General features: G+C 67.4%; 27 protein-coding genes. 11 read left to right on the top strand and 16 right to left on the bottom strand.

Annotation, left to right across the window (positions count from 1 at the left end; translation table 11 throughout):
- Positions 1 to 18: 18 nt before the first annotated feature.
- On the bottom strand, positions 19 to 687 hold the full coding sequence (locus XM50_RS16650) for a CerR family C-terminal domain-containing protein (protein ID WP_197075570.1): 669 nt from the start codon (positions 685 to 687) through the stop codon (positions 19 to 21).
- A gap of 81 nt (positions 688 to 768) precedes the next feature.
- Here XM50_RS16650 and XM50_RS16645 point away from each other — a divergent pair, with 81 nt between their 5' ends.
- The 4 genes from XM50_RS16645 to XM50_RS19270 all read left to right on the top strand — a co-directional run bounded on the left by XM50_RS16645 (position 769) and on the right by XM50_RS19270 (position 6,606).
- The gene (locus XM50_RS16645) at positions 769 to 1,683 is read left to right on the top strand and encodes an oxygenase MpaB family protein (RefSeq protein WP_046411038.1); all 915 of its coding nucleotides are present in this window, start codon (positions 769 to 771) and stop codon (positions 1,681 to 1,683) included.
- Positions 1,684 to 1,778: 95 nt separating this feature from the next.
- Complete coding sequence (locus tag XM50_RS16640) at positions 1,779 to 4,307, top strand: TonB-dependent receptor (RefSeq protein ID WP_052742614.1); 2,529 nt, start codon at positions 1,779 to 1,781, stop codon at positions 4,305 to 4,307.
- A gap of 26 nt (positions 4,308 to 4,333) precedes the next feature.
- Positions 4,334 to 5,866, top strand: coding sequence for a fatty acid--CoA ligase (locus tag XM50_RS16635; RefSeq protein ID WP_046411035.1), 1,533 nt, complete (start codon positions 4,334 to 4,336; stop codon positions 5,864 to 5,866).
- Entirely contained in the window at positions 5,863 to 6,606 is a 744-nt protein-coding gene (locus tag XM50_RS19270) for an acyl-CoA dehydrogenase family protein (RefSeq protein WP_052742613.1), read from the top strand. The genes XM50_RS16635 and XM50_RS19270 overlap by 4 nt, the downstream gene beginning before the upstream one ends.
- A gap of 19 nt (positions 6,607 to 6,625) precedes the next feature.
- Here the strand turns inward: XM50_RS19270 and XM50_RS16625 are convergent, their stop codons facing one another.
- Positions 6,626 to 7,039, bottom strand: a complete 414-nt coding sequence (locus XM50_RS16625; RefSeq protein WP_046411033.1) for a hypothetical protein — start codon at positions 7,037 to 7,039, stop codon at positions 6,626 to 6,628.
- A 59-nt stretch (positions 7,040 to 7,098) separates the two neighbouring features.
- Here XM50_RS16625 and XM50_RS20580 point away from each other — a divergent pair, with 59 nt between their 5' ends.
- The gene (locus XM50_RS20580; protein WP_197075569.1) at positions 7,099 to 7,335 is read left to right on the top strand and encodes a hypothetical protein; all 237 of its coding nucleotides are present in this window, start codon (positions 7,099 to 7,101) and stop codon (positions 7,333 to 7,335) included.
- A gap of 60 nt (positions 7,336 to 7,395) precedes the next feature.
- On the opposite strand, the gene XM50_RS16615 is transcribed toward XM50_RS20580, so the two are convergent.
- Together XM50_RS16615 and XM50_RS16610 are read right to left on the bottom strand one after the other, a co-directional pair.
- Positions 7,396 to 8,544, bottom strand: a complete 1,149-nt coding sequence (locus XM50_RS16615) for an acyl-CoA dehydrogenase family protein (protein ID WP_046411029.1) — start codon at positions 8,542 to 8,544, stop codon at positions 7,396 to 7,398.
- Positions 8,545 to 8,623: 79 nt separating this feature from the next.
- Entirely contained in the window at positions 8,624 to 9,370 is a 747-nt protein-coding gene (locus XM50_RS16610; RefSeq protein WP_046411027.1) for a helix-turn-helix transcriptional regulator, read from the bottom strand.
- Positions 9,371 to 9,497: 127 nt separating this feature from the next.
- On the opposite strand from XM50_RS16610, the gene XM50_RS16605 reads away from it, so the two are divergent.
- Positions 9,498 to 10,277, top strand: a complete 780-nt coding sequence (locus XM50_RS16605) for an SDR family oxidoreductase (protein ID WP_046411025.1) — start codon at positions 9,498 to 9,500, stop codon at positions 10,275 to 10,277.
- 43 nt (positions 10,278 to 10,320) lie between these two features.
- Here the strand turns inward: XM50_RS16605 and XM50_RS16600 are convergent, their stop codons facing one another.
- From XM50_RS16600 to XM50_RS16590, 3 genes are read right to left on the bottom strand one after another with little or no spacing between them, the layout of a single operon-like run.
- A complete protein-coding gene (locus tag XM50_RS16600) occupies positions 10,321 to 10,779 on the bottom strand; it encodes a cytidine deaminase (RefSeq protein ID WP_046411023.1) in 459 nt (152 codons plus the stop codon).
- Complete coding sequence (locus tag XM50_RS16595; protein ID WP_046411021.1) at positions 10,776 to 11,450, bottom strand: GH25 family lysozyme; 675 nt, start codon at positions 11,448 to 11,450, stop codon at positions 10,776 to 10,778. Before XM50_RS16595 ends, XM50_RS16600 begins: the two co-directional genes overlap by 4 nt.
- Before the next feature lie 6 nt (positions 11,451 to 11,456).
- Positions 11,457 to 11,939, bottom strand: a complete 483-nt coding sequence (locus tag XM50_RS16590) for a UPF0262 family protein (RefSeq protein ID WP_046411846.1) — start codon at positions 11,937 to 11,939, stop codon at positions 11,457 to 11,459.
- Positions 11,940 to 12,058: 119 nt separating this feature from the next.
- On the opposite strand from XM50_RS16590, the gene XM50_RS16585 reads away from it, so the two are divergent.
- On the top strand, positions 12,059 to 13,549 hold the full coding sequence (locus XM50_RS16585) for a replicative DNA helicase (protein ID WP_046411019.1): 1,491 nt from the start codon (positions 12,059 to 12,061) through the stop codon (positions 13,547 to 13,549).
- 42 nt (positions 13,550 to 13,591) lie between these two features.
- Here the strand turns inward: XM50_RS16585 and XM50_RS16580 are convergent, their stop codons facing one another.
- The 8 genes from XM50_RS16580 to XM50_RS16545 form a co-directional block, all read right to left on the bottom strand.
- Positions 13,592 to 14,350, bottom strand: a complete 759-nt coding sequence (locus XM50_RS16580) for a phosphoadenylyl-sulfate reductase (RefSeq protein WP_046411017.1) — start codon at positions 14,348 to 14,350, stop codon at positions 13,592 to 13,594.
- On the bottom strand, positions 14,343 to 14,771 hold the full coding sequence (locus XM50_RS16575; protein ID WP_046411016.1) for a DUF934 domain-containing protein: 429 nt from the start codon (positions 14,769 to 14,771) through the stop codon (positions 14,343 to 14,345). Before XM50_RS16575 ends, XM50_RS16580 begins: the two co-directional genes overlap by 8 nt.
- Positions 14,764 to 16,395, bottom strand: coding sequence for a nitrite/sulfite reductase (locus tag XM50_RS16570; RefSeq protein WP_046411014.1), 1,632 nt, complete (start codon positions 16,393 to 16,395; stop codon positions 14,764 to 14,766). The genes XM50_RS16575 and XM50_RS16570 overlap by 8 nt, the downstream gene beginning before the upstream one ends.
- Positions 16,396 to 16,437: 42 nt before the next feature.
- Complete coding sequence (locus tag XM50_RS16565; RefSeq protein WP_046411012.1) at positions 16,438 to 16,734, bottom strand: DUF2849 domain-containing protein; 297 nt, start codon at positions 16,732 to 16,734, stop codon at positions 16,438 to 16,440.
- Entirely contained in the window at positions 16,731 to 17,522 is a 792-nt protein-coding gene (gene cobA / locus XM50_RS16560) for a uroporphyrinogen-III C-methyltransferase (protein WP_046411010.1), read from the bottom strand. The genes XM50_RS16565 and cobA overlap by 4 nt, the downstream gene beginning before the upstream one ends.
- Positions 17,523 to 17,617: 95 nt before the next feature.
- On the bottom strand, positions 17,618 to 18,262 hold the full coding sequence (locus XM50_RS16555) for a hypothetical protein (RefSeq protein WP_046411008.1): 645 nt from the start codon (positions 18,260 to 18,262) through the stop codon (positions 17,618 to 17,620).
- A 40-nt stretch (positions 18,263 to 18,302) separates the two neighbouring features.
- Positions 18,303 to 19,712, bottom strand: a complete 1,410-nt coding sequence (astD, locus tag XM50_RS16550) for a succinylglutamate-semialdehyde dehydrogenase (RefSeq protein ID WP_046411007.1) — start codon at positions 19,710 to 19,712, stop codon at positions 18,303 to 18,305.
- A 59-nt stretch (positions 19,713 to 19,771) separates the two neighbouring features.
- Complete coding sequence (locus tag XM50_RS16545) at positions 19,772 to 21,142, bottom strand: protein adenylyltransferase SelO family protein (RefSeq protein WP_046411844.1); 1,371 nt, start codon at positions 21,140 to 21,142, stop codon at positions 19,772 to 19,774.
- 37 nt (positions 21,143 to 21,179) lie between these two features.
- On the opposite strand from XM50_RS16545, the gene XM50_RS16540 reads away from it, so the two are divergent.
- Genes XM50_RS16540 through XM50_RS16530 form a run of 3 tightly spaced genes read left to right on the top strand, consistent with a single transcriptional unit; the run spans position 21,180 to position 23,981 of the window.
- The gene (locus XM50_RS16540; protein WP_046411005.1) at positions 21,180 to 22,055 is read left to right on the top strand and encodes an alpha/beta fold hydrolase; all 876 of its coding nucleotides are present in this window, start codon (positions 21,180 to 21,182) and stop codon (positions 22,053 to 22,055) included.
- Between the two features lie 34 nt (positions 22,056 to 22,089).
- Positions 22,090 to 22,863 (top strand): SDR family oxidoreductase, encoded by a 774-nt coding sequence (locus XM50_RS16535; protein WP_046411003.1) that lies wholly within the window; start codon positions 22,090 to 22,092, stop codon positions 22,861 to 22,863.
- Positions 22,860 to 23,981 (top strand): glycosidase, encoded by a 1,122-nt coding sequence (locus XM50_RS16530; protein WP_046411001.1) that lies wholly within the window; start codon positions 22,860 to 22,862, stop codon positions 23,979 to 23,981. The genes XM50_RS16535 and XM50_RS16530 overlap by 4 nt, the downstream gene beginning before the upstream one ends.
- Positions 23,982 to 24,001: 20 nt before the next feature.
- Here XM50_RS16530 and glsA read toward each other — a convergent pair whose 3' ends face one another.
- Positions 24,002 to 24,943, bottom strand: a complete 942-nt coding sequence (glsA, locus tag XM50_RS16525; protein WP_052742612.1) for a glutaminase A — start codon at positions 24,941 to 24,943, stop codon at positions 24,002 to 24,004.
- Positions 24,944 to 25,064: 121 nt separating this feature from the next.
- On the opposite strand from glsA, the gene XM50_RS16520 reads away from it, so the two are divergent.
- On the top strand, positions 25,065 to 26,207 hold the full coding sequence (locus XM50_RS16520; protein WP_046410999.1) for a glycosyltransferase: 1,143 nt from the start codon (positions 25,065 to 25,067) through the stop codon (positions 26,205 to 26,207).
- The last annotated feature ends 35 nt before the right edge of the window (positions 26,208 to 26,242 follow it).

The raw sequence follows: 26,242 nt of genomic DNA, 5'->3' as shown, positions 1-26,242 counted from the left end.
GGTGATCCTCGCCGCTGGCTAAAGCGCCGCGATCCTGGCCTGGAGACGAGCCACGATCGCGGCCACCAGCGCAGGATCGACCGCCGCCCATCCGCCGAAATCCAGCGCGACCCGCCGCGCCGTGGTGAACGCGGAGAAACTGGACAGCAGCAGCAATGCCTCAAGCCGGTCCTCCTGCGCCGGTTCCGCGCGGCCGCCGATCGCCGCCACCAGCCCCGCGACCAGCGTCAGCCCCGGCTCCCACAGATCGCGGTACAAAAGGTCATGCGCCAGCCCCTTGTGGTTCATCTCGCGCATCATGAACGTCGCCCAGCTGTCGTCCTCCGCGACGTCGAGCAGCATTCCTGCCAGCAGCGACACCACTTCCTGCAACGCCGCGCGCGCTACATCCGGTGGCATGGGCATCCCCGCCTGGATCGCCGACACACCGCTCAGCATGCGCGCGCGATAGCGCTCCACCACATGTTCGGCACAGGCGCGGTACAGGCCTTCCTTGCCCCCGAAATGGTAGGTGATCGCCGGCAGCGCGACGCCAGTGCTCGCGGCGATCTCGCGCGTGCTCGTCCCCTCCAACCCGTGTTTGCTGAACAGCGCCAGCGCCGCGCCGATCAGGCGCTGCCGCGTCTCCGCGCTGCTGCGATACGGCCCGCGCGGCGCGCGCGGGCGAGGGGGAACGGCGCTGGTCACGCCGCCCTCCATACGGCCCACCGGGGTTGCGTGACAGCCCATTGCAGCATATCAAATCCTATCGAACGATCGGAATTGTTTATGTCAGTCGCGCATCGGGGCTATCAGGTGGATTACGCGAACCCGGTGGGGGAGGCGTCGCTCGTCCCGCCGACGTCGCCGCAATGGCGCGTGTTCAAGAACCCGGTGGCGATCGCGGTCGGCGGCGTGGCGGCGGTGCTGCTGGAGTTCGCCGACGCGCGGATACGCTCGGGCGTGTGGGACCATTCCACCTACAAGGTCGATCCGATCGGCCGGTCGAAGCGGACCGGTGTTGCCGCCATGGCGGGCGTATTCGGGCCGGCGAGCACGGCGCGGCGGATCATCGGCGGCGTCAATCGCATGCACCGCAAGGTGACCGGCGAGACGCCCGGCGGCGAAGCCTATCGCGCGCTTGATCCCGAGTTGCTTGACTGGGTCAGCGCCACCGCGGCCTATGGCTTCCTGGAGGCCTATCATCGCTTCGTCGCACCGCTCAGCGAGGCGGAGCGAAGCGCCTACTACCGCGACGGCGAACCCGTGGTGCGCCTGTACGGCGTGGAGAACCCGCTCACCAGCGATGACGATTTCTTCGCCATGCTGGACCGGCTGTTGCCGCGGTTTGAGCCGCACCCGATCAACCTGGAATTCCTGGCGATCATCCAGTCGGGGAAGGCCGCGCCGGCCGTGCCGCGCTTCCTTCACCAGGCGCTCGCCCGTGCGGCGGTGTCGCTGCTGCCGACGGCGGTGCGCCAGCGACTGGAGCTTGGCGCCGACTATGATCTGCGGCGCAGCGACCGGTTGATGCTGCTCGCAGCCGGCACGCTCGCAGACCGGGTGCGCGACCCGCGTTCGCCCGCGTGGCAGGCGGCACGGCGGCTCGGCCTGCCGGGCGATTTCGCTTGGCGCTCGCCGCGCGCGCAGGCGCGGATGCTGGGCCACGCCGGGATCGGCACACAGTCCGCGCCCGCCACCTGACACAGGTGTCAGGCGCTGCGCCCGGCGGCGCTGCTAGTAGAACAGGATGAAGACGCCCGAAAAGGGCGCTTGAGCTTTGATCGGGGAGAGGATCGATGACCGCAATGGGCCGTACGCGCCGGGCGATGTATTTGGGCGCCAGCATCTTGGCGGTGATGGCAGGCGCCGCGCAGGCGCAGGACGCGGCGGCGGGCGCGCCCGATGCCACCGCGCCGGCGCAGGAGGAAGCGCCGGCAACGACCAGTCAGCAGACACGGCCAAGTGACGCCGCGCTCGGCGACATCGTCGTTACGGCGCAGCGGCGCGCGGAATCGATCAACCGGGTCGGCATTTCAGTGCAGGCGCTGGAGTCCGAGACGCTGCAGGAATTGCGCGTCCAGAACGTGCGTGACCTGACCGCGGTCGTCCCCAGCTTCACCGTCGCGCAAAGCTACCAGGGCGTGCCCACCTACACGCTGCGCGGCATCGGCTTCAATTCGATCAACCTGTCGGCCCAGTCGACCGTCGGCACCTATGTCGACGAGGTCGCCTATGCCTATCCGATCATGAACACCGGCCCGCTGATCGATATCGAGCGGGTCGAGGTGCTGAAGGGGCCGCAGGGTACGCTCTACGGCCGCAACACCACCGCCGGCCTCATCAACTTCGTCACCGGCAAGCCGAGCGAGGATGCGTCGGGTGCGATGTCGGTCGATGTCGGCAACTACCAGACCTTCAATGTCGGCGGCTATGTCACTGGCCCGATCGCCGAGGGTATCCAGGGCCGCATCGGCTATCGCGTCGATCTCAGCAACGAGGGCTGGCAGATCAGCAACAGCCGCCCCAACGAGCGGCTTGGCCGCGTGAAGCGGTACGGCGTGCGCGGCTCGCTGGCGGCGCAGCCGGGTCCGTTCGAAATCGACGTGTCGGCCACCTATTGGGTCAACAAGTCGGACACGGTGGCGGGCCAGGCGATCGGCTTCACCCCCGCCACGACGCCGGGCAGCGGCGGCGCGGCGAGCAACTTCAACGCGCCCGGCGCGGCGGCCTATATCGCAGCCAACCGCCCGACCAGCGGCAGCCAGGCAGACTGGGCGCCCTATGCGCGCCGCTCCGCCGATATCGGTCGCGGTGCTGGCCTGAAGGGGCCGCTGGCCGAGGACAATTACTTCATCGGGCTGAAGGCGCGCGTCCAACTCGACATTTCGGACAATGTCCGCGCGGTCTCGCTGACCGGCTATAACGAGTTCGATCGCAAGGCGACGTTCGACTGGTCCGGCATCCCCAACGAGGTGCTGATCCAGGAGGCGGACGGTAACATCAAGAGCTTCGCGCAGGAGCTTCGCGTCGAGGGCGATGGCCCCGGCTTCAACTGGCTGGTCGGCGGCTATTACGCCAAGGACAAGATCCGCGACACGAACCGCACGCTGCTGGGCGAGAATGCCAATTCCGCGCTGCTCCGCTTCGCGACGTCGCAGTTGATCAACTCGCCGATCAACACCTTCGGCTATACGCTGGCCGATGCGGCGACGACGTTCCGCACCTATCGTGACGAAGGCGCGTTCGACACGACGACGTGGAGCATCTTCGCCAATGGCGACTATGCCTTCTTAGACCTCGTGAAGCTCACGCTGGGCGCGCGCTACACACAGGATCTGCAGAAATTCACCGGCTGCTCGCGCGATTTCAACGGCAGCATGCAGACCAACATCAACCTGTTCAACCGCGGCCTCTATCAGCAGCTGTTCAACCCGACGCAGCCGCTCGCCGCGCCGATCGGCCGCAACGACTGCAACACCTTCAATCCGGCGACCAACAGCTTCGGCATCGTCAACTCGCGGCTGGACGAGGACAATTTCGCGTGGCGCGCAGCGCTCGACTTCACGCCCAACGCGACGACATTGTTCTACGCCTCGATCTCGCGCGGGTATAAGTCGGGCACCTCGCCGATCAACGCGGCCAGCAACGCGGCGCAGAACCTGCCGGCCAAGCAGGAGCGGCTGACCGCCTACGAAATCGGTGCGAAGCTCGGCTTCCTCGATCGCCGCGTGCAGCTGAACGTCGCCGGCTTCTATTACGACTATAAGGACAAGCAGATCAGCGCCTATTTCGCTGATCCGATCTACACCGCGCTCGCTCGGCTGGATAACATTCCGAAGTCGGAGGCTTATGGCATCGAGGGCGAGCTGACCGTCCGCCCCGCCCGCCCGCTGACGCTGATGGCGAACGCCTTGTGGCTGAAGACGCGGATCAACGGCTATGTCGGCACCAACGCCGCCGGCCGCCCGCAGGATTTCGACGGTGCGCGCTTCATCTACAGCCCGGAATGGACGCTGTCGGGCACCGCGCTGTTCGACCAGCCGGTCAATGACGACGTCAGCTTCACCGCCAATGCGAACGTACGCTGGCAGTCGCGCCAGACGACGATCTTCGAATTCAATCCGCTGTACGACATCAAGCCGTACGCGGTGGTCAACGCCGGCTTCGGCGTGAAGGCGGCGGACGAAAGCTGGGCGGTGAACGTCTGGGGTCGCAACCTCTTCGACGAATACTACTGGAACGCGGTCGCCAGCAACGCCAACATCGTCGTGCGCTTCCCGGGCCAGGTCCGCACATACGGTGCCACCGCGACCTTCCGGTTCTGAGGCGTGGAGAGAGGAGCGGGAGAGGCATGACGAACTTGCCGCCGACATTCGGTGAGGCACTGGCGCGGCACGCGGCGGAACGGCCGCAGCAGGTGGCGCTTCGGTTCGAGGACCGGGTGACCGATTATGCGACCTTCGATGCCCATGCGTCGCAGATCGCCAACGGTCTACTGGCGATGGGGCTGAAGCACGGTGATCGCGTCGCCTATGTCGGTAAGAACAGCGACTGGGCGGTCGAACTGGCGCTCGGCACTGCCCGCGCTGGCATGGTGCTGGTGCCGATCATCTGGCGGCTGGCCCCCGCTGAAGTGGACGGCATCCTGGGCGATTCCGGTGCGCAGACGCTGTTTGTCGAGCCTGCCTTCGCCCGCGACTTTCCGGCCGCGCAGGTGGTGGTCATGGACGACGGCTTCGCCCGCTGGCGCGACGCGCAGAGCAGCACGCCGCCGCCGGTGACCGTCACCGAGGACGACGTGGTGCTCCAGCTTTACACCTCGGGCACCACCGGCGCGCCCAAGGGCGTGATGCTGAGCCACGCCAATGGCATTCAGCAGCGGCAGAAGCAGATCGACGCGCGGATCGACTGGCTGCTCGCTGATCCGGGTGACACCACGATCATCGCGATGCCCTACGGCCATATCGGCGGCGTCGGCGTCGCGCTCGGCGCCGTCAACAGCGGGCAAGAACTCATCATCCACGCCGAATATGATGCCGGCGCGGTGATGGACGCGATTGCCGAGCATCGCGTCCGCCGGCTGTTCCTGGTTCCGGCCGCGATCGGCCTGATGCTCCAGCATCCCAAGGCGGCGAGCGCCGATTTCTCCTCGATCGAGACGCTGTCCTACGGCGCCAGCCCGATCCCGCTGCCGCTGTTGCAGCAGGCAGTCGAGCGGATCGGCTGCGGCTTCGTCCAGGTCTATGGCATGACCGAGACGTGGGGTTCGATCGTCGCTCTGCCGCCGGAGGATCACCTGCCCGGGCGCGAGCACAAGATGACCGCTGCCGGAAAGGCGCTGCCTGGCGTCGAGCTGAAGATCATCGACGAGGATGGCAACACGCTGCCGCCCGGCGAGATCGGCGAGGTCGCGATCCGCAGCCCAAACAACACGCGCGGCTATTGGAACAAGCCGGAGGAAAGCGCCAAGGCGCTGATCGGCGATGGATGGCTGCGCACCGGCGACGCGGGGATCCTCGATGAGGAGGGCTATCTCTACATCCAGGACCGCATCAAGGACATGATCATCACCGGCGCGGAGAACGTCTATCCCGCCGAGGTGGAAAGCGCGATCTACGGCCATCCCGCCGTGGCGGACGTCGCCGTGATCGGCGTCCCCGACCCCAAATGGGGTGAGGCGGTGAAGGCGATGGTGGTGTTGAAGCCCGGCGCCGAATGCGACGGCGATGCGATCATCACCCATGCCCGCGAGCGGATCGCCGGGTTCAAATGCCCAAAGAGCGTCGAGTTCATCGAGGCGCTGCCGCGCAACCCGTCGGGCAAGATCCTGCGGCGCACGCTGCGCGAGCCTTTCTGGTCCGGCCACGAACGGAGAGTGAATTGACGAGCTTCGCACGCACCGACGAACAGCGGATGCTGGCCGAGACGCTGGACGTTGCCCTTTCCAACGGGGCTGACTGGCAGGCGGCCGTGGTGGACACCGGGCTCGGCCAATTGGGCGTGTCGGCGGACGAGGAGGGGCTTGGCACCGACCTGCGCGATGCGGCGGTCGTTGCGGCTGCCTTCGGGCGCGCGAACGCTGCCTTGCCCTGGGCGGAACATTGGGTTGCGACCCGGTTGGGTGCGCGGGGGGAGAATGGCCCGCGTGCGGATGCCGACGTCGCGGCGCTCGCGCGTGCAAGGGAGCCGCGCGAGGGCCAATGGGCCGAGGACGCGCTGACCGTGCTGCATTGCGCGGAGATCGTCGGCCTGTGCCGCACGATGCTGCGCGACGCCGCGACCTTCTCCAAGGAGCGCCGCCAGTTCGGGGTCGCGATCGCCAGCTTCCAGGCGCTGCGCCATCGCATGGCCGACATGGCGATGATCCTTGAGCAGGCAGAGGCGATCACGGCTGCTGCGATCACCTCGTTCGACGGCGATGAGACCGGCCGTGCGCGGGCGGTGTCCGCCGCACGCGTTGTTTGCGACGACGCCGCTCGCCTGATCGGGGAGGGCGCGGTGCAGATCCACGGCGCGATGGGGCTGACCGCGGAGTTGCGGCTTGGCGGCTATTTCCGCCGCGCGCGCACGCTGGCGCAAGGCGACGGCACCGCCCGCCATCACCTGCGACGCTACGCCGCCTGACGAATCCCCTGATCCGGTCTTAACGGGCGTCCGGCCGTCGCGCGGACGCCCACCAGGTCCAGCCGGTTACGCCGCCGCTCGCCGCGCCGAGGCCAGCGAGCCAGTAACCATCGCGCACGTCGATCACGAAGACGAGCAGCGCGGCGAATGCTGCCCCGGCGACAAGGCCGCCCGCAATATAGGCCAGCGCGCTTTCGCGATCATGGCGGGTCAGCCACGCCGTGAACGGCAGACCGATCAGCAGCGCGCCGCCCGCCACGATCGGCGCTGCCACCAGAAGCGGCGCGATCGCCAGCAGCAGCGAGGCCGGAACGTCGGTGGCGCGCTCGACCCGGGTCAGGCCCAGCAGCGCGAAGAAGGTGGAAAAGAGCAGATAGGGCGCCGCCCCGACGAGCGCGCCGGCGAGTACCGATCTGGCAAAAGCCCGTATCATGCCCCATCACAACAGGTGCGCGGCCAAACGGCAACATGCCTCGGCGCCGGGGGCAATTCTTGAAGGATGCGCGCACCGGTCACCATGTGCGGGTTATCCGGGGGAGGGGTGAAATGCCAGTCGAGGCGCCAGACCATGTTCAACTTGCCATGCCGCCCGGCGGCGAAGATGCGGCACGCCGCTTCTACGCCGGTCTGCTGGGTATTCCCGAAGTTCCCAAGCCCGCCCATCTCGCCGAGCGCGGCGGCTGCTGTTTCGTCCTCACCTTGAGCCTTCCGGGGCATGCGGATCGATGATCCCGTCACCGTTCTCGCCGCCGCTCGCCCCGTGAACCGTGGAAGGCGACGGTTTCCCGGTCAGGCCGCCTGATCCACCACGACTCGCGCGATCAGGTCACGCTGGATCTCGTTCGACCCGGCGTAGATGCTGGCGGCGCGATTGTTCAGATATTTGGGCATGGCGATCGCGATCGCGTCGGGCGCGTCCTCGTGGTCGCCCTCCCAGCCGGCGGCGATTTCCAGCGCCAGCAGGTCGATCCGCTGCGACGCCTCGGTGCCCAGCACCTTCAGCATCGACGGCCGCACCGCATCGGCAGGCCCGCCGCCTTCCAGCCCGGCCAGCTCGATCGCGCGCAGCGCGTCGACCGCGATCGCCTCGCGCGCCAGCCGCTCGCGATTGCCCTCATGGCTCAGCCAGCCGGTGGCCTGCGCCGCTTCGCGCACCATGTCGAGGAACGCGGCAAGGCCCGGCGCATAGCGGCCCGACCGTTCGAAGGTCAGAAGGTGCTTCGCCACGGTCCAGCCGTCATTCTCCTCGCCCAGCCGCCCGCTGACGGGGACGCGCACGTCGTCGAAGAACACCTGGTTGAATTCATGCTCGCCGGCCAGCGTGTGGATCGGCGACACGGTGATGCCCGGCGTCTTCATCTCCAGCAGCAGGAAGGTGATTCCGGTCTGCGGCCGCCCCTCGGTGCTGGTGCGCACCAGGCAGAACATGCGGTTGGCGAAATGCGCATGCGTGGTCCAGATCTTTGAGCCGTTCAGCACGTAATCATCGCCGTCGCGCACGGCGCGCAGTTTCAGCGAGGCGAGGTCGGATCCGGAGCCGGGCTCCGAATATCCCTGGCACCAGCGATCCTCGCCCGACAGGATGGGCGGCAGCAGCGTCGCCTTCTGTTCGGGCGACCCGTAGTGCATGATGACCGGCGCCACCATCTTCAGCCCCATCGGTGACAGGCCGGGCGCGTGCGCGCGGGCATATTCCTCCGCCCAGATATAGCGCTGGATCTCGTTCCAGCCGGTCCCGCCATATTCGACCGGCCAGTCGGGCGCGGCCCAGCCCTGCGCGTGAAGGATACGCTGCCACGCGTCGGCGACATCGGGGTGCAGGAACACGCTCGTCCCACGCCGGGCGCCGCGGCGCAACTCGGGCGTCAGCTTCTCGGACAGGAAGGTGCGCACCTCATCACGAAAGGCGCGCGCGTCTGCGCTGTTCAGGCTCTCCATGCCGCCACCGTGCGCGCGGCGCGCCCGCCATGCACCTGACGCTCTTGTCAGGGAGCACGCTTGTCAGGGAGCAGGCTTGTCAGGCGTGCGGGCCGAGGAATCCGTGGCCGGTGGCGATCTGGATCATCCGCGCGCGCGTGGTCGCGCCCAGCTTCTCCGCCGCATTGCGCAGGTGGAAGCGGACGGTGGACACCGACAGCGACAGGATCGTGCCGATCTCGGCATTGGTCTTTCCGGCCGCGGCCCAGCGCACGCATTGCGCCTCGCGCGCGGACAATTGCCCCGGCGGCGTGCGCACGCGCCGCATCGTCAATTCGGTATGCGCGGCGAGCAGGCGATAGGCGAGCGCGAACAGCGGCTCCGCCCATTCGGCAAAGATCGCCGGCATGTCGACCGGCTGGGTCGCGACCCACAGCACCGTGCCCACCTGTCCGCCCGCCAGATGCACCGGCGCGATCAGCGCGCCCGTAAAGCCGAATTCCTCCGTCACCCGCGAACAATCGATCGCCTCGAGCAGCCCCGTTGCGCGCCACGATCCCAGCCGCCCGTCGGCATACCAGATCGGCTCGGCAAAGATCCGCGCGGCGTGAAGGAAGCTGGATCGCAGCGCCAGGCTGCGGTTGCGCCAATAGGTGTCGTTGGCGCACACCCACGGCATCCGCTCGGCATAGGCGCGGCCGTCGCGATCGGCCATCGGCACCGGATCGCCGAGGTCGCTCTGCGCCGCCACATAGGGGAGGCCGACGCGTGCGCCATAGGCGACTACCTCGGCCGCCAGTGCGTCCACATCCTCCCACGACAAGGCTGCCGATCGATCCGACTGCATCTGTGCTCCCGCTCCCTGCCGCTGCGCTAGCCGCCCGCAATGGTGGCGACAAGGGCAGGTCTTGCGCTCGTCCGCGGATCACGCGATGGAGGGGCGTAACTATAGTTATGGTACGGAGGGGAAAGCCATGAGCCAGGATTATTCCGGCAAGCACGTGTTCGTCGCGGGCGCATCGAGCGGCATCAATCTGGAGATCGCGCACAGCTTCGCGCGGGCCGGCGCAAAGGTGACGGTGCTGAGCCGCAGCGCCGACAAGATCGAGGCTGCCGCGCAGGGCATCCGCGATGCCGGTGGCGAGGCACTCGGCATCGCCTGCGACGTGCGCGACTATGACGGGCTGGAGGCCGCCTATGCGCAGGCGACGGCCAAGTTCGGTGCGATCGACGTGCTGATTTCGGGTGCGGCGGGCAATTTCCTTGCGCCTGCGGTGAAGCTGTCGGCCAATGCCTTCAAGACCGTGGTCGACATCGACCTGCTTGGCACGTTCAACGTGTTCCGCGCCAGCTACGATCACCTGACCAAGCCGGGCGCATCACTGATCGCGATCACCGCGGGGCAGGCGGTGCATCCGTCCGCGTTCCAGATCCACGCCTGCGCCGCCAAGGCCGGCGTCAACATGGTCACCAAGTGCCTGGCGCTGGAATGGGGACCGGCCGGGATCCGCGTCAACGGCATCTCGCCCGGCCCGATCGGCGATACCGAGGGGATGAAGCGTCTTGGCGGTGATCCCGCGCGCGAGGCGCAGATCAAGGGCCGCCTCGCGCTGCGCGATTACGGCACCAAGTCGGATGTGGCCGAGGCGGCGCTGTGGCTGTCCAGCCCGGCGGCAAAATATGTCACCGGCGCGATCCTCAACGTCGACGGCGGCAGCGATCTGGGCGACGCCAGCGCCAACGCACTCGGCTGATCCACCAACGGCACGCCACCCTTGTCTGTGGGTGGCGTGCCGATCAGTCGCGGCGGGCGGAAATGCCCAGGTCCGCTGGGCCAAAGGCGTCGGGCAGCAACTCCGAAAGGCGATAGCTGGTCAGCGCGTCGCCCTCGGCGCCCGCGCAATGCACGCGGATGTCGCGCCCGCCGATCTGCGCCGCCTCGTTGATCACCTGTCGGCAGCGGCCGCACGGGCGCACCACGTCGGCACCGACGATCGCGCCGTCGCGGATCATGCCGCCCACGATCCCGATCGCCACCACATCGGCCAGCCGCCCCTGTGCGTTGACCGTGGCGATCGCCACCGTTTCCGCACAAAGCGACAGGCCGTAGCTGGCGTTCTCGAAATTCGCGCCGCTCACCACCTGGCCGTCGCTCAGCAGCACCGCCGCGCCGACGCCGAAGTTGGAATAGGGCGCATGGGCATTGCGCGCCGCGGCACGGGCTTGGTCGATCAGGGTAGTCGCTTCGTCGTTCATGATGCTGCCACGTTCCAGTTCACGGGACCGTCGATGCCGTCGATCCGCCGTATGTCGCTCGCCCGCCACATGCGCCACGGCCGGGCGGCATAATCAGGCTTGAAGAATAAACCGCTCGCCCACACCGGACGGGGGAGGGCGCTCGCCAGATCATAATCGCGCTCGAACGCGCGCGACACCCGCAGCAGCACGGGCTTGCCGGTATGCGCCTCGATCAGCGCCGCGGCGCTGCGCACCTCCTCGATCAGCGTCGCGGCGTCAGGGCGATTGGCGCAATCCTCGGCAAAGTCGAAATCGATCGCCGCGGGCAGCGCCTCCTCATCACGCGGGACCATGGTGTTGAACGCATTGGCCTGGTTGATCGCCGGGTCGCACAAGGACCAGCGGTGCACCGCCCCGCGCCGCATGCCGGCGCCGGCGATTCCCTCCCAATTCTCCTCAAACCGCTGGTCGCGCCGCCGCGCCCCATGCGTCGCGGTGGCATAAGCGAAATCGGCCCCGCCCCCGGCGACCACCTTCCACTCCACTGCGCCGTTGGCATCGCTCACGTCGACGCCCTGCACCGCATAGTCCGCCACCGCCGGATGCCATTGCACCGCCGCACGCCAGGCAAACAGCGCGCCAACGACAAGCACGCCGACGAGCAGCAGGAAACCCCTCAACCGAAACAAGACAAATCAACCCTTGATGTGAAGCACGCAGATCAGCGTGAACAGCCGGCGCGCGGTATCGAAATCGAGCTCTATCTTGCCCGCCAGTCGATCCTTCAGCAACTCCGCCGCTTCATTGTGAATCCCGCGACGGGCCATATCGATCGTCTCGATCTGCTGCGGCGTGGATTGCCGGATCGCCTGGTAATAGCTGTCGCAGATTGCGAAATAATCGCGGATCGGGCGGCGGAACCGCCCCATGCCCAGGATATGCGCCTCCAGCGGGCTGCCATCCTCGCGTTTGATCTGCAGGATCAGCCGTCCTTCCTCGACCGACAGTGCCAGTCGGTAGGGCCCGGCATAGCCATCGGGGTGCTGTTTCTGCGGGGCGAAGTAATTGCCCTCGATCAGGTCGAAGATCGCAATCCGCCGTTCCTGCTCGATATCGGCCGAACGCCACAGGATCGTGCGCTCGTCCAGTTCGATATCGATGATCCGGGGATCGGCCATCACGACCCGATACTGGCCAACGGCGGGCGCGGCAATGAGGGGTGCGGCAATCTCATCCACAGCTTTCAACGTCCTGCCGGTTCACGCAACGCGCGATCGGGGGTAGATGCGGTCGTCTGATGGCTACTCTGGCATTTCCCCAACCGGCTCCGGCCGAACCCGTTCAGCTGCCCCGCAACGTCGAGGCGGAGGCCGCGCTGCTCGGCGCGATGATGATCGACAATCGGCTGGCCGACGATATCGCCGACCGGCTCGACCCGGCGCATTTCTATGAGCCCGTCCACGGCCGCATCTTCGCCGCGATCAAGACGCTGCGCTCGAACGACATGTTGGCGACCCCGGTCACGCTACGCCCGATGTTCGAGGCGGACGAGGGGATGCGCGAACTTGGCGGCCCGGCCTATCTCGCACAGCTCACCGGCTCGGGCGCGGGCCTGATCGGCGCACGCCAGTTCGCGCAGCAGATCTACGACCTCGCCATGCTCCGCTCGCTGGTGACGGTCGGGCGCACGTTGGTCGAGCGCGCGATGGACACCTCGGAGGAGGTGAACCCGCGCGCCCAGATCGAACTCGCCGAGGAGGAGCTGTTCAAGGTCGCCGCAGACGGCACGACCGAGAATGCGATCAAGAGCTTCGCGCAGGCGACCAAGGTCGCGCTGAAGATGGCGGAGACGGCGCTGAACTCCGGCGGCAAGGTCTCGGGCATCACCACCGGGTTCGACACCGTCAACGCCCGCATCGGCGGGATGCACCGCTCCGACTTGATGATCCTCGCCGGCCGTCCGGGCATGGGCAAGACGTCGCTTGCCACCAACATCGCCTTCAACGCCGCGCAGCGGTGGATGATGGACATGAAGGCCGGCATTGCCCCCAGCGAATCGATCGGCGCAAAGGTCGCCTTCTTCAGCCTCGAAATGTCCGCCGATCAGCTGGCGACGCGTATCCTTGCCGAGCAATCGCGCATCACGTCGGAAAAGCTGCGTCGAGGTGACATCAGTCGCGCCGAATTTCACCAGCTCGCCGCGGCGGCGGCTGATCTCGAAAGCCTGCCGCTGTTCATCGACGACACCGGCGGCCTCTCGATCAGCGCGCTGCACACCCGCGTCCGCCGGCTGCAGCGGCGCCACAATAACGAGATTGGCCTAGTCATCGTCGATTACCTTCAGCTGCTCTCGGGCAGCGGCAAGGCGAGCGACGGCAACCGCGTACAGGAAATCTCCGAAATCAGCCGTGGCCTGAAGACGCTGGCAAAGGATCTGCACGTCCCGGTGCTCGCGCTCTCACAGCTCAGCCGTGCGGTGGAGCAGCGCGAGGACAAGCGCCCGCAGCTCTCCGACCTTCGCGAATCCGGCTCGATCGAGCAGGACGCCGACATGGTCTGGTTCGTGTTCCGCGAGGATTATTACGTCGCCGCCAAGGAGCCCAAGCGCCCGACCGAGGGCGACGCGGCGAAGATCTTCGAGGATCACGCGCAATGGGCCAGCGACATGGAGCGCGTGTACGGCCTTGCCGAGCTGATCATCGCCAAGCAGCGTCACGGCGCGACCGGCAAGGTGACGATGAAGTTCGACCCGAGCGTGACGCGTTTCAGCGACTACGCCGGCTATTGATCGATGGGCAGGGCGGGCGGCGACGCTCGCCCGCCCCGCCAATCAGAAGGCGGGTTCTTCGCCCGGCTTCTCGGGCACGTGGATGCCGCATTCCACCTTGTCCCAGCCGCGCCAGCGGCCGGCGCGCGGATCCTCGCCCGGCTGCACCTTGGACGTGCACGGCTTGCAGCCGATCGAAGGATAGCCGTTCGCCTCCAGCGGATGGCGCGGCAGCTCGTGCTCGTCGAAATAGGCCTCCAGCCGCGCGCGGTCCCAGTCGGCCAGCGGGTTCAGCTTCAACCGCCCGTCGTCCACCTCGAACCGCGGCAGCGCGGCGCGCGTCGCCGACTGGAAGCCCTTACGACCCGAGATCCAGGCGTCGAACGGCAGCAGCGCCCGGCGCAGCGGCTCCACCTTGCGCAGGTCGCAGCAGCCGTCGGGATCGTAGGACCAGCGCAGCCCGTTTGCGTCCTTCGCCGCCAGCAGTCGCGGATCGGGGCGAAAGACGCGCAGGTCGGTGAGGCCCAGCCGCTCCGACAGCTCGTCACGATATTCCAGCGTCTCGCCGAACATCTTCTGCGTGTTGGTGAAGATTACCGGCACGTCCTGGTCGACCTGCGCCACCATGTGCAGCAGCACGGCCGATTCCGTCCCGAACGACGAAACCGCCGCGATGCGGCCTTTCAGCTCGCCGCCGAGCAGATCGCGCAGCATGTCCTGCGTGGACACGCCGGCAAAGCGCGCCTCCATCGCCGCCGCGTCCTCGGCGGTGAAGGCGGGCGCGACATCGATCATGTCGAGGCAACGAGCAGCACTAGCCATGGCGTAGCTTCCAAACGGGCACCGCCGGATCGGCCGCGCGCTGATAGGGGTGGTCGTAGCGGTTGAGGCTGCGCTTCAGCGTCTCGGCATCGACCGGCGCTTCGGGCGCGAAGCTGTCGAAGCCGCAGCGGCGCATATGCGGGATCTGGTCGACCAGCACGTCGCCCGCGGCGCGCAGCTCGCCGGTGTAACCCGCCTCGCGCAGGATCCGCGCCGCGGAATAGCCACGTCCGTCGCGAAAGCTGGGGAAGCTCACCTCGACCAGCGCCAGCTGGCCGAGCAGCGGCAGCAGCGCGCGCGCGTCGTCGCCCGCCTCCAGGCGCACCGCGCCGGCATTGGTCTGGCCGTCGAGGAAGGAATCCAGCGTGATCGCCGGCTCGTCATGCGCCTCGTCGTCGCGGAAGCGGAGCAGATTATCCATAGATCGCCTCCTTGAACGTCTCGAAGCCAACACGGCGATAGGTGTCGAGGAAGCGCTCGCCCGGCTCGCGCACCTGAACGAAACGGTCGGTGACGCGCTCGATCGCGTCGACGACGCCATCCTCGTCGAAACCGGGGCCGGTGATCTTGGCGAGGCTCACGTCCTCCGCGCCCGATCCGCCAAGCGAAAGCTGGTAGTTTTCCTTGCCCTTCTTATCGACGCCCAGGATGCCGATGTGCCCGGCATGGTGGTGGCCGCAGGCGTTGATGCAGCCCGAGATCTTGAGCTTCAGCTCGCCCAGGTCGCGCTGGCGATCGAGATCGCTGAAGCGCTGCGCGATCTTCTGCGCCAGCGGGATCGACCGCGCATTGGCGAGGCTGCAATAATCAAGGCCGGGGCAGGCGATGATGTCGCTGATGAGGTCGAGGTTCGCCTCGGCCAGCCCCGCCTCGGTCAGCTTCTGCCACACCGCATACAGGTCCGCCTTGCGCACATGCGGCAGGACGATGTTCTGCGCATGGGTGACGCGCAGCTCGTCGAACGAGTAACGCTCGCCGAGGTCCGCCATCACGTCGATCTGGTCGGCGGAGGCGTCGCCGGGGATGCCGCCGACCGGCTTCAGCGAGACGTTCACGATCGCATAGCCCGGCTGCTTGTGCGGCTTCACATTCTGATCCAGCCAGACGGCGAAATCGGGATCGCTGCGATCCACCTCATCCGACAGGCCGCTTTCGAACGACGGCGGCGCAAAGAAGGCGCTGATCCGCTCCAGCTCCGCCACCGGAGGGTCGATGCCCAGCGTCTTCACATGGGCGAATTCCTCCTCGACCTGGCGGCGATATTCGTCCGGGCCCAGTTCGTGCAGCAGGATCTTGATCCGCGCCTTGTAGATATTGTCGCGCCGGCCGTAGCGATTGTACACGCGCAGGCACGCCTCGAGGTAGCTCAGCAGCTCGTCGGCGGTGACAAAATCGCGGATTTCGTGTGCGATCATCGGGGTGCGGCCCATGCCGCCGCCCACGAAGATCTTGGCGCCCAGCACGCCGTCCTTCTTCAGCAGCTCGATCCCGATATCGTGCAGCCGCATCGCCGCGCGATCCTCCGCCGCCGCGATCACCGCAATCTTGAACTTGCGCGGCAGGTAGGTGAACTCGGGGTGGAACGTCGACCATTGCCGCAGCAGCTCCGCCCAGGGGCGCGGGTCGGTCACTTCGTCGGCGGCCGCGCCGGCGAACTGGTCCGAACTGATGTTGCGGATGCAATTGCCGCTGGTCTGGATGGCGTGCATCTCCACCGTTGCCAGCTCGGCGAGGATATCGGGCGCATCCTCCAGCTTGATCCAGTTGAACTGAATGTTCTGGCGCGTCGTGAAATGGCCATAGCCGCGGTCATACTTGCGCGCGACATGCCCCAGCATCCGCATCTGCCGGCTGCTCAGCGTGCCATAGGGCACCGCCACGCGCAGCATATAGGCGTGCAACTGCAGGTACAGGCCGTTCATCAGCCGCAGCGGCTTGAACTGGTCCTCGGTCATCTGACCCGCGAGGCGCCGCTTCACCTGGTCGCGGAATTCCTCCACCCGGGCGTCGACGATCGACTGGTCATACTGGTCATACTGATACATCGTGTCTTCCTGGTCCCCGCCGCTCGCCGGCGGGATCGCGGGTCAAATTACCCAGCTGCCCGCATCGGGATCAGCCGGCTTCAGCGTCAGGTCCGGGCGGACGGTGGGCCCCAGCGCGCGGATGCGGTCCTTGATATGCGCCGGCCGCGGCCCCTCGGGCGTCGCCACCGCGTCGATCACATAGGGCACGTTGACCCGGCGCGCGCCTTCCTCCGCCTTGGCGATCGCCTCGCCGCGATCGCCCACATCGACGGCATCCTCGACATGGCGCGACCAGCCTTCGCCGGTCCACCATGTGACGTCGCCGGTCACCAGATCATTCCCCGTCAGCAATTTCATCCGTTCATGCTCTCCGCAGCACGTGCCCAGGCTACCAATTTGTCCTCCGCATCCGACAGTTCGACGACTTCGCCCACGACGATGATCGCCGGGCTCGCCACCTTCTCGCGTCCCACCATCGCGCCCAGATCCGCCAGCAGCGTCTTCAGCGCGCGGTGGCCAGGGCAGGTGCCCTTTTCCAGCACCGCGACGGGCATGTCGGGCGCGACGCCATCGGCGATCAATTTGTCCGCAATCGCATCCGCGGTGGCAACGCCCATGTAGATCACCAGCGTGCGCCCCTGGCCGGCGAGGCCCGACCAATCCTGTTCGGTCAGCCCCTTGCACTGGCCAGCGACGAAGCTGACCGCGCTGGAATGATCGCGGTGCGTCAGCGGCAGCATCGCCTCCGCCGCGCAGCCGAGCGCCGCCGAGACGCCGGGGATCACCTCGACGGGCAGACCGGCGGCACGCACCGCCTCCACTTCCTCGCCGCCGCGCCCGAAGATGAACGGGTCGCCGCCCTTCAGCCGCACGACCTGGCTGCCCGCGCGCACATGCGCCACGATCAGCGCATTGATCGCCTCCTGCGGCAATGTGTGGCGCGCGCGCCGCTTCGCCACCGAGATGCGGTGCGCATCGGCCGGCGCAATGTCGAGCACGCGCGGGTCGATCAACCCGTCGTGCACCACCACGTCCGCGGCTTTCAGCGCCTCCACGGCGCGAACGGTCAGCAGGCCCGGATCGCCCGGGCCGGCACCAACAAGGATCACGCGTCCGCGTGCATCAGGATCAAGAAGGCTGGCCATCGTTGCGTGAACATGGTCCCGCCGTGACAGCGCAGCAACCGAGCGATAATTGCCGAGCCCCTAGGTCAGCTATTGCCGCGAGCTGCCCGCCGAGATCAGGCGCAGCCTTCGACATAGGCCAGCACCGGCATCGTCCCGACATGGATCAGGCTGACCTTGCCGTCCTGCCCGATCTCGAACCGCACCGCGGGGTCGCCGCTCGCGGCATTGGGCGCGGTCAGATACTTCGCCGGGCGATCCTCATATTTGTGCGGCTCGGCGCGAAAGCCGCCGAACCATTGCCGCACGGCCTGTTCGCTCGATCCGACGCCGATCCCCTCGACCAGCTTCACGTCGGATCGCTGGCCCACGGTGATTCGGCGCACTTTGCCCTCGGTCACGATCGCATAGACGCCGGGGAAGGCGGGCGAGCTGACCGTGCGGCAGCCCTCATCGATCTGCGCGCCGCGCTCGGCCCAGCCGCTGCCGCGCGGCACCGCCTCGCCAATGCGCAACGCGCCCAACCCCTCGAGGGCCAGCGTCTTGCCCGGCGCTGGGGTTTCGGCGGGTGTCGGCGCCGCAGTCGGGCTGGCGACCGGTGTCGGGCTGCTGAGCGGCGTGGGGGTGGCTGCCGGCACGGTGGCTCCCTCCGTCGCTTCGGTCGTTGCATCGACCGGCGCTGCGCTGTTGGGGCTCTCGGGCTCGGACGAGCAGGCGGCAAGCGCGACCGCCAGGATCAGCGCCGGGGAAAGGTTTCGCATCCGTGCTGAACGGCCGACCAGCCGTCGGGTTGCGCCCGGATCAGGCGTCGCGCAGCCCGATGCCGATCGACGCACGCGCCGCATCCGCCTCGTTCGACACCACCGGATAGGCGCAATAATCGGCCGCATAATAAGCGCTCGGCCGGTGATTGCCCGACCAGCCGATGCCGCCGAACGGCGCGGCGGAGGAGGCGCCGTTGGTCGGCCGGTTCCAGTTGACGATGCCCGCCCGCGCGCCGGACCAGAAACGATCGTACAGCCCCGGTGTCTGGCTGATCAGCGAGGCGGACAGGCCGTAGCGGGTGTTGTTCGCCTCCGCGATCGCTTCGTCGAACGTCTCGGTCCGCACCACCTGAAGGATTGGACCGAACAATTCCATGTCGGGCCGCTCGCTCGCCTCGGTCATGTCGATCACGCCAGGCAGCAGGAACGGGCGATCGGGCTGCGTGCGCTGGAGATGCCGGATCGGCCGCCCGCCGCGCATCAGCAGCGCGAGGAAACTCTCGCTCAGCTGGTCGGCCACCTCATTGTCGATCACAGGGCCCATGTACGGTGCCGGGTCATCATGCGGCGCGCCGACGATCAGCCGCGAGATCAGCTTGTCGAGCTGCTCCATCAGCGGATCGAACAATTTCTGGTCAACGATCAGCCGCCGCGCCGCGGTGCACCGCTGGCCGGCGGTGGTGAAGGCCGACTGGATGATGATGATCGACGCGGCATACAGGTCGGGCGTGTCCCACACGATGATCGGATTGTTGCCGCCCATCTCCAGCGCCAGGATCTTCTCCGGCTTCTCGGCGAACGCACGGTTGAGCGCCAGGCCGGTGCGCGCCGATCCGGTGAACAGCAATCCGTCGATCCCGTCATGCCCGGCCAATGCGCGGCCCTCGTCCGGCCCGCCAATGACCAGCCGGATGCATTCCTCCGGCACGCCTGCCGCGCGATAGCAATCGACCAGGAAGGCGCCCGACGCCGGCGTCTTTTCCGATGGCTTGAACACCACGGCATTGCCCGCGATCAGCGCGGGGACGATGTGGCCATTGGGCAGATGCGCGGGGAAATTGTACGGCCCCAGCACCGCCAGCACGCCATGCGGCTTGTGCCGCACCGCCATGCGCGACCCCATCGGCGCGTCCAGCCGGCGCTGCGCCGTCCGGTCGGCATAAGCGGACACCGAGATATCCACCTTGGCCATCAACGTGTCGACCTCGGTGCGCGCCTCCCAAAGCGGCTTGCCCGTCTCGCGCGCGATCACGTCGGCGAACGCCTCGTGCCGCGATCGCACGACATTGGCGAAGCGGCGCAGCGTCTCGATGCGATAGGTCAGCGGGCGAGCCGCCCAGGTGGCCCAGCCCGATCGCGCCGCCGCGACCTCCGCGTCGACGTCTCCCACCGCCGCGCGCCACAATTCGGCGCCGGTCGCTGGTTCGAAGGAGATGATCTCGCTCACGGATGGCCCTTTGACGTCACGTCGCTTGCTTTAGGATAGGAACCGGCGGTGTCACAAGGTCAGCGAAGTGCCTCGCCCATAACCCTGATCGCGGCGACCTTGGCATGGAATGGTGCCCAGTCGTCGCGCTCGGCGATCGGCTGCCAGATGGCTTCCACTTCCTCGATCAGCATCGAACAGGGCTCACCCTGCCAATAGGAATGTGATCGGTCGGCGCGCAGCGGCGCGGCGTCGAGCAGTGCGCGCACCTCCGTCCATGGCTCACCATAAGTGGGCGGCAGCGGTTGGGCGAAGGCGTCGAAGAAGAAACGGTCGATCCCCGTGGCCGTTTCGCGCAACGCGCGCTCGGTGGCCTGCACCAGCGCCCGGTCGGCGTCGCTCCCGCTCGGCCGGCGTCCCATCCGCCACAGGAAAGCATCGACGACCGCGCGCTGATATTCCGGCGCGAACCGCTCCAGCGCGGCGATCAGCGGCTCCGCCTCGGACAGCAGCCGCAGCGACGCGGCAAGCTGCATCACGTCCCAATGGATCGCCTCGGGCTGCCGGCCAAAGGCATACAGCCCGGCATGGTCGAAATAGGCGGCGGTAAAGCCCGGCTCCCACGTCGGCGCGAACCGCCACGGGCCATAGTCGAAGCTTTCGGCCGTGACGTTGATATTGTCGGAATTGAGCACGCCATGGACGAACCCCGCCGCCATGTAGCTCGCCGCCAGCTGCGCCGTGCCGTCGACCACCAGGTTCAGCAGCCGGACGGGATCATCGCTGTCCTCGCCATAAAGGTTGGTCAGGACATAGCGGACCAGCCGGCGCATCGATTCCTCGTCGCGCTCATAGGCCAGCCGCTGGAACGATCCGATGCGCACATGGCCATGGCTCAGCCGCACCAGCACCGCGGCGCGGGTGGGGGAGGGCTCATCGTTGCGCTCCAGCGCTTCGCCCGTCTCGATCAGCGAAAACGTCCGCGACGTGCGGACGCCCAGCGCCTCCAGCATCTCGGTCGCCAGCACTTCGCGCACGCCGCCCTTCAGCGTCAGCCTGCCATCGCCGGCGCGGCTCCACGGCGTCTGGCCCGATCCCTTGGTGCCAAGGTCCATCAGCCGCCCGTTGCGGTCGCGCAGCTGGGCAAAGGTGAAGCCGCGCCCGTCGCCCAGATCGGGATTGTACACGCGGAACTGATGGCCGTGATACCGCAAGGCCAGCGGTTGCGGCAGCGTGGCCGGAAGCGGCCGGAAGCGGCCGAAATGTTCCAGCCACGCGCCATCGTCGAGCGTATCGAGGCCGACCTCGGCCGCCGCGCGATCATTGCGGAACCGCAGCGTGGTCTCGGGGAAATCGGCCGCCGTCACCGGATCGTAAAAGGCGTCCCCAAGCGACAGCAGCAGCGTCTCTGGTTGATAGGCGTGCGGGGCAGCTTGTGGTTCTGGGGCCATGCGTGGATATGGGGCGCGCGCGACGAAAGGTGCAAGGATGGCCGCCTGGCAGGACATATTTTGGTCATCGGACGACGGGTTGCGGCTTCACGCCCGCGACTATCCCGGTGACGATGCCGCGCTGCCGGTGGTCTGCCTCCCGGGCCTGACGCGCAATGCGCGCGACTATGACGCGCTCGCCCGGCGGATCGCGGGAGAGCGGCGGGTCTTCGCGCTCGACCTGCGCGGCCGCGGCGAAAGCGCCCACGCCAGGGATCCGATGAGCTACGTGCCGACCACCTATGCCCGTGACGTGGCGGCATTTCTGTCGGAACATCGGATCAACCGGTTCATCGCCATCGGGACCGCGCTGGGCGGCATCGTGACCATGTTGCTCGCCGGGCTGGTGCCGGGCCGCATTGCCGGGGCGCTGCTAAACGATGTGGGGCCAGAGATCGAACCGGCCGGGCTCGCGCGCATCCGGGGCTATGTCGGGCGGTCCAGCACCTGGCCGACCTGGATGCACGCCGCGCGCGCCACGCGGGAGGCGAATGCCGATGCCTATCCCGATTTCGGGATCGAGGATTGGCTGGCGATGGCCAAGCGTCTGTACCGGCTGACCAGCAATGGCCGCATCGTGCTCGACTACGACCTGCGCATTGCCGAGCCGTTTCGCGTGCCGGGCAACGAAACGGGCCCTGACATGTGGGGCGCGCTTCATGCGCTGGCGACGGTGCCGGTGCTGATCGTTCGCGGCGGCCGATCGGACGTACTCAGCGCCAGCGTGGCGGAACGCATGGTCGCCAGCCTGCCGCTCGCTGAACTGGTGACGGTGCCGGGCGTGGGGCACGCACCGCTGCTCACCGAACCGGCGGTGCAGGGGCCGATCGACCGATGGCTCGCGCGCGCTGCCGTGGAACCCGCAAGCGCCTGAAACGTCGGAACTGCTCCCGCGAACAGGAGCTTTCATGGCCGACATTTCCGATGCGCATACCGCGACGACGCCGATTGCCGGGCGGCGCGTATTGATCACCGGCGGTACCACCGGGATCGGCCGCGCGATCGCGGTGCTGCTGGCGAGCGAGGGCGCAAAAGTGTTCGTCTGCGGCCGCGACGAAACCCATCTCGCCGACGCGCTGAAGCGCATCCGGGAGGTGGGCGAGGGCGACGGCATGAGCATTGACCTCGCCGAGGAAGATAATGTCGCCCGGCTGTTCGATGCCGCAAGCGCCTATCTCGGTGGCGTGGACGTCGCGGTGATCAACGCCGCACGCGGCGCCGAGGGGCTGACCGACATGAGCGAGGCGGAGCTTCGCTACACGATCGGCAGCAATTTCACCGCCTATCTCCTGTCGGCGCAGGCTGCGGCGAAGGCGATGGGCGCGCACGGCGAGGATGCGAAGGGCAGCGGCGACATCGTCCTGATCGGCTCGATGAGCGCCTATGTGCTGGGCAAGGGCTCGACCGTCTATGCCGGGATCAAATACGGTATTCAGGGTTTCGCCATTGCTCTGCGGCGCGAGCTTGGGCGCAAGGGCGTGCGCGTCTCGCTGGTAGAGCCCGGGCTGACCGGCAGCGACATGGTCGGCGGCACGCCCGAGGAACAGGCGGAGCGGATCGCCAAGGAAGAGATGCTGCGCGCGGAGGATATCGCCGTCGGCGTCCATTACCTGCTGACCCAGCCGCGCCGCGCGGTCGTCCAGCAACTGACCATATCTCCCCGGATGCAGGACGAAGAATGACCTTCCCGCTCGACCATCTGGTATTCACCCCGCACGACGTCGACCTGTCGCGCTCCCCGCTCGCCGGGCACATCGACGAGGAAACCTATGTCCTGGGCGCATTCAACCCGGGCATGACGCGGCTGCCCAATGGCAATCTGCTGATGATGGTCCGGGTGGCGGAGGCGCTGCGCACGCCGATCCGCGAGGGTCATGTCCGCGCCATCCGCTGGCACGACGGGCGTTATCACCTCGACAATTGGCCGCTGCAGCTCGTCGACACCGCCGATCCGCGCAAGTTCATGATGCGCGGCGGCGGGTGGAAGGTGATGGCGCTGACCTCGCTGTCCTGGCTGCTCCCGGTCGAACTCGACGCGAGCGGCCGGCGGGTCGAGGCGGTGCGTTACGACCAGGCGATCGCGCCGCGTGCCAGCTACCAGAATTACGGTGTCGAGGATGCGCGCATCAGTCGTGTCGACGGCCGCTATCTGATGACCACCTGCTCGGTCAGTCCGGAGCGGCATTCCACCACGCTCTACACCAGCGATGACGCGCGCGACTGGCAGCTCGAGGGGATCGTCCTCGATCACCAGAACAAGGACATGCTGATTTTCGAAGGGCGGATCGGCGGCAAGTTCTGGTCGCAGACGCGGCCGCTGGGCGACCTTTATTTCGCCTATCCGCCCGACAGCGAATGGCGCGCCGGCCCGTCGATCAACCTCGCCTCCTCGCCCGACGCGCTGCATTGGAAGCCGAGCGACCATCCCGGCATCCGCCCCCATGCCGCGACCGTCGCCACCGCGCGGATGGGCGGCGGCGCGCAGCCGGTGCTGACCGACGACGGCTGGCTCACGCTCTGGCACGGCGTCGAGCCGTCGGGCGTGGTCGGCATCTACCGCACCTATTGGACATTGCTCGACCGTGACGAGCCATGGCGCACCGTCGCCACCCAGCACCAGCCGCTACTGGAGCCCAACCCGGCGCTGACCGAGCCGCTGAAGGACCTCATGTACCTCGACAATGTGGTCTTCACGACCGGCATCGTCGACGCTGGCGACCATTGGATCGTGGCGAGCGGCGAGGCTGATCTCGCCTGCCGCATCACCCACATTCCCAAGACGGCGATCGCGCCCGGCTGAGGCGCGACCGCCGCGCGTGCTCACGCCACCATCGGCGGCCCGAACACCGACCAGCCGGTCCGGTCGGCGAACATCTCCAGCGCGCGCACGCCCAGCATCGAATTGCCGTTCTGGTCGAGGTTGGGGGACCAGACCGCGATCGCGCCCTGTTCCGGCGCCACCGCCAGGATGCCGCCACCGACGCCGCTCTTGGCGGGCAGGCCGACCCGCATCGCGAAGTCGCCCGAGCCATCATAATGGCCGCACGTCATCATCAGCGCGAGCAGCTTGCGCATCCGCACTGCTACGGCATCGGCATCCTCATCGTCGGGATTGCGCCGGGTATGCGCCAGGAACAGCCCCGTCCGTGCCAGTCCGCGGCAATCGAGCATGATCGCGCATTGCTTGACATAGGCTTCCATCACCTCGTCCGGGTCGCTGTTGAGGTTGCCGTGGTGGCGCATGAAGCTCATCATCGCGCGGTTCAGGTCGCCGCCCTTGTGCTCGGAATCGAGCACGTCCTGGTTCAGCGCCACGTCGTCGACGCACGCATGATGGCGCACGAAATCCACCACCGCGCTGGCCTGTTTGTCGTCGTCCAGCTGCTCGACCAGGATGTCGACCACGGCCAGCGCGCCGGCGTTGATGAAGGGATTGCGTGGGATGCCGCCGGTCCGCTCCAGGTCGATGATTGAATTGAACGGGTCACCCGACGGCTCGCGCCCGACGCGCTTGAACACGTCGTCGCCCAGCGCGCACAGCGCCAGCTCCAGTGCAAAGACCTTGGCAATGCTTTGCAGCGGGAAGGGGGTGTCCGCCGCCCCGCCGGTGATCACTTCCTCGTCCATCGTCACCACGGCCATGCCGAAATCGCCCGGCGCCTTGCCCTCTTCCTTGGCATCCGCCGCGGCCTCGATCTCCACCGCATCAGCCTTAATCTCGCGGGCAATGTCCTGAACGATCCCGTGCAATGCCTGATCCATGTTGTTCTCCGCTTGTCTCAGCGGTCTAACTGGCGGGAGCCGGCATGGGTCCGCGCCGGCAAGAAGACGCGTCGCGGCAATGGCTCAACATTCGCCCTGATCACCGCTAAAGCGACGCGCGATGCCACAGCCGATCAACATCCTGCACCTCCACTCCACCTTTGACCTGGGCGGCAAGGAGGCGCGCGCGGTGCGGCTGATGAACGCCTTTGGCGATCGTGCCCGGCACACGATCGTGTCGGGCATGGAGGGGCGCTACGGCGCGCGCGAGCGGATCGCCAGGGGCATCCGCTACGAAATCGCGCAGAACCCGCCGCCGTTGCAGGGTAAGCCCTCCGTTGGCCGTTACGATGCGATCGCCCGCTACATGCGCCGCTTCGATCTGGTGCTGACCTACAATTGGGGCGCCATCGACGGCGTCATGGCGCGCCGGGTGTTCGGGCGCGGCGTGCCCCCCGTGGTGCACCATGAGGATGGCTTCAACGAGGATGAGGCCGGCGGGCTGAAGCGCGAACGCAACCTCTACCGCCGGCTCGCACTGTCGGCCGCGCACGGTCTTGCGGTGCCCTCCACCACGCTGGAGCGGATCGCGCTCGAAACCTGGAAACAGCCGCGCGCGAAAGTTCACCGCATCGTCAACGGCATCGCGACCGAGCTGTATGCCAAGCGCCCGGAGCCAAAGGCGATCCCCGGCTTCGTGCGCAAGCCCAAGGAAGTGGTGATCGGCACCGTCGCTGGCCTTCGCGCGGTGAAGGATTTGCCGGCGCTGGTCCGCGCCGCGGGGGGATTGTCGCACCGCTTCCGGCTGGTGATCGTTGGCGAGGGGCCGGAACGCGCCGCGATCGAACAGGCGGCGCTGGCGATGGGGATCGAGGATGAGCTGGTCCTCCCCGGCTTCCTCGACCGGCCGTATCGTTTCATGGGGCATTTCGACATGCTGGCGCTGTCGTCACGGTCTGAGCAATTTCCCATCGCGGTGGTCGAGGCGATGGCCGCCGGGCTGCCGATCGTGGCCCCGCCGGTCGGCGACGTGCCGTTCATGGTGGCGCCGGAAAACGCGCCCTTCATCACCGATTATCCCGGCGAGGTCCGGCTGCGCGACGCGATGCAGGCACTGATCGCCGACCCTGAATTGCGACGCACCGTCGGTGAAGCCAACCGCCGCAAGGCACAGGCGGAATATGACGAGCGGCAGATGATCGCACGGTATGCCGCGCTGTATGAATCGGCGCTCGGAAGGCCGGGCGCACTGACAAGGGCGTAAATTGCTCGCGCCGTGCAACCTTTCTCGCTAGGGCG

Origin of the sequence: Sphingomonas sp. Ag1 (assembly GCF_000980895.1) — a bacterium.
In the GTDB taxonomy this organism is placed as follows: domain Bacteria; phylum Pseudomonadota; class Alphaproteobacteria; order Sphingomonadales; family Sphingomonadaceae; genus Sphingomonas; species Sphingomonas panaciterrae.
Note: the sequence above shows the minus strand (reverse complement) of the source record. Positions and strands in the feature narration are given on the sequence as shown.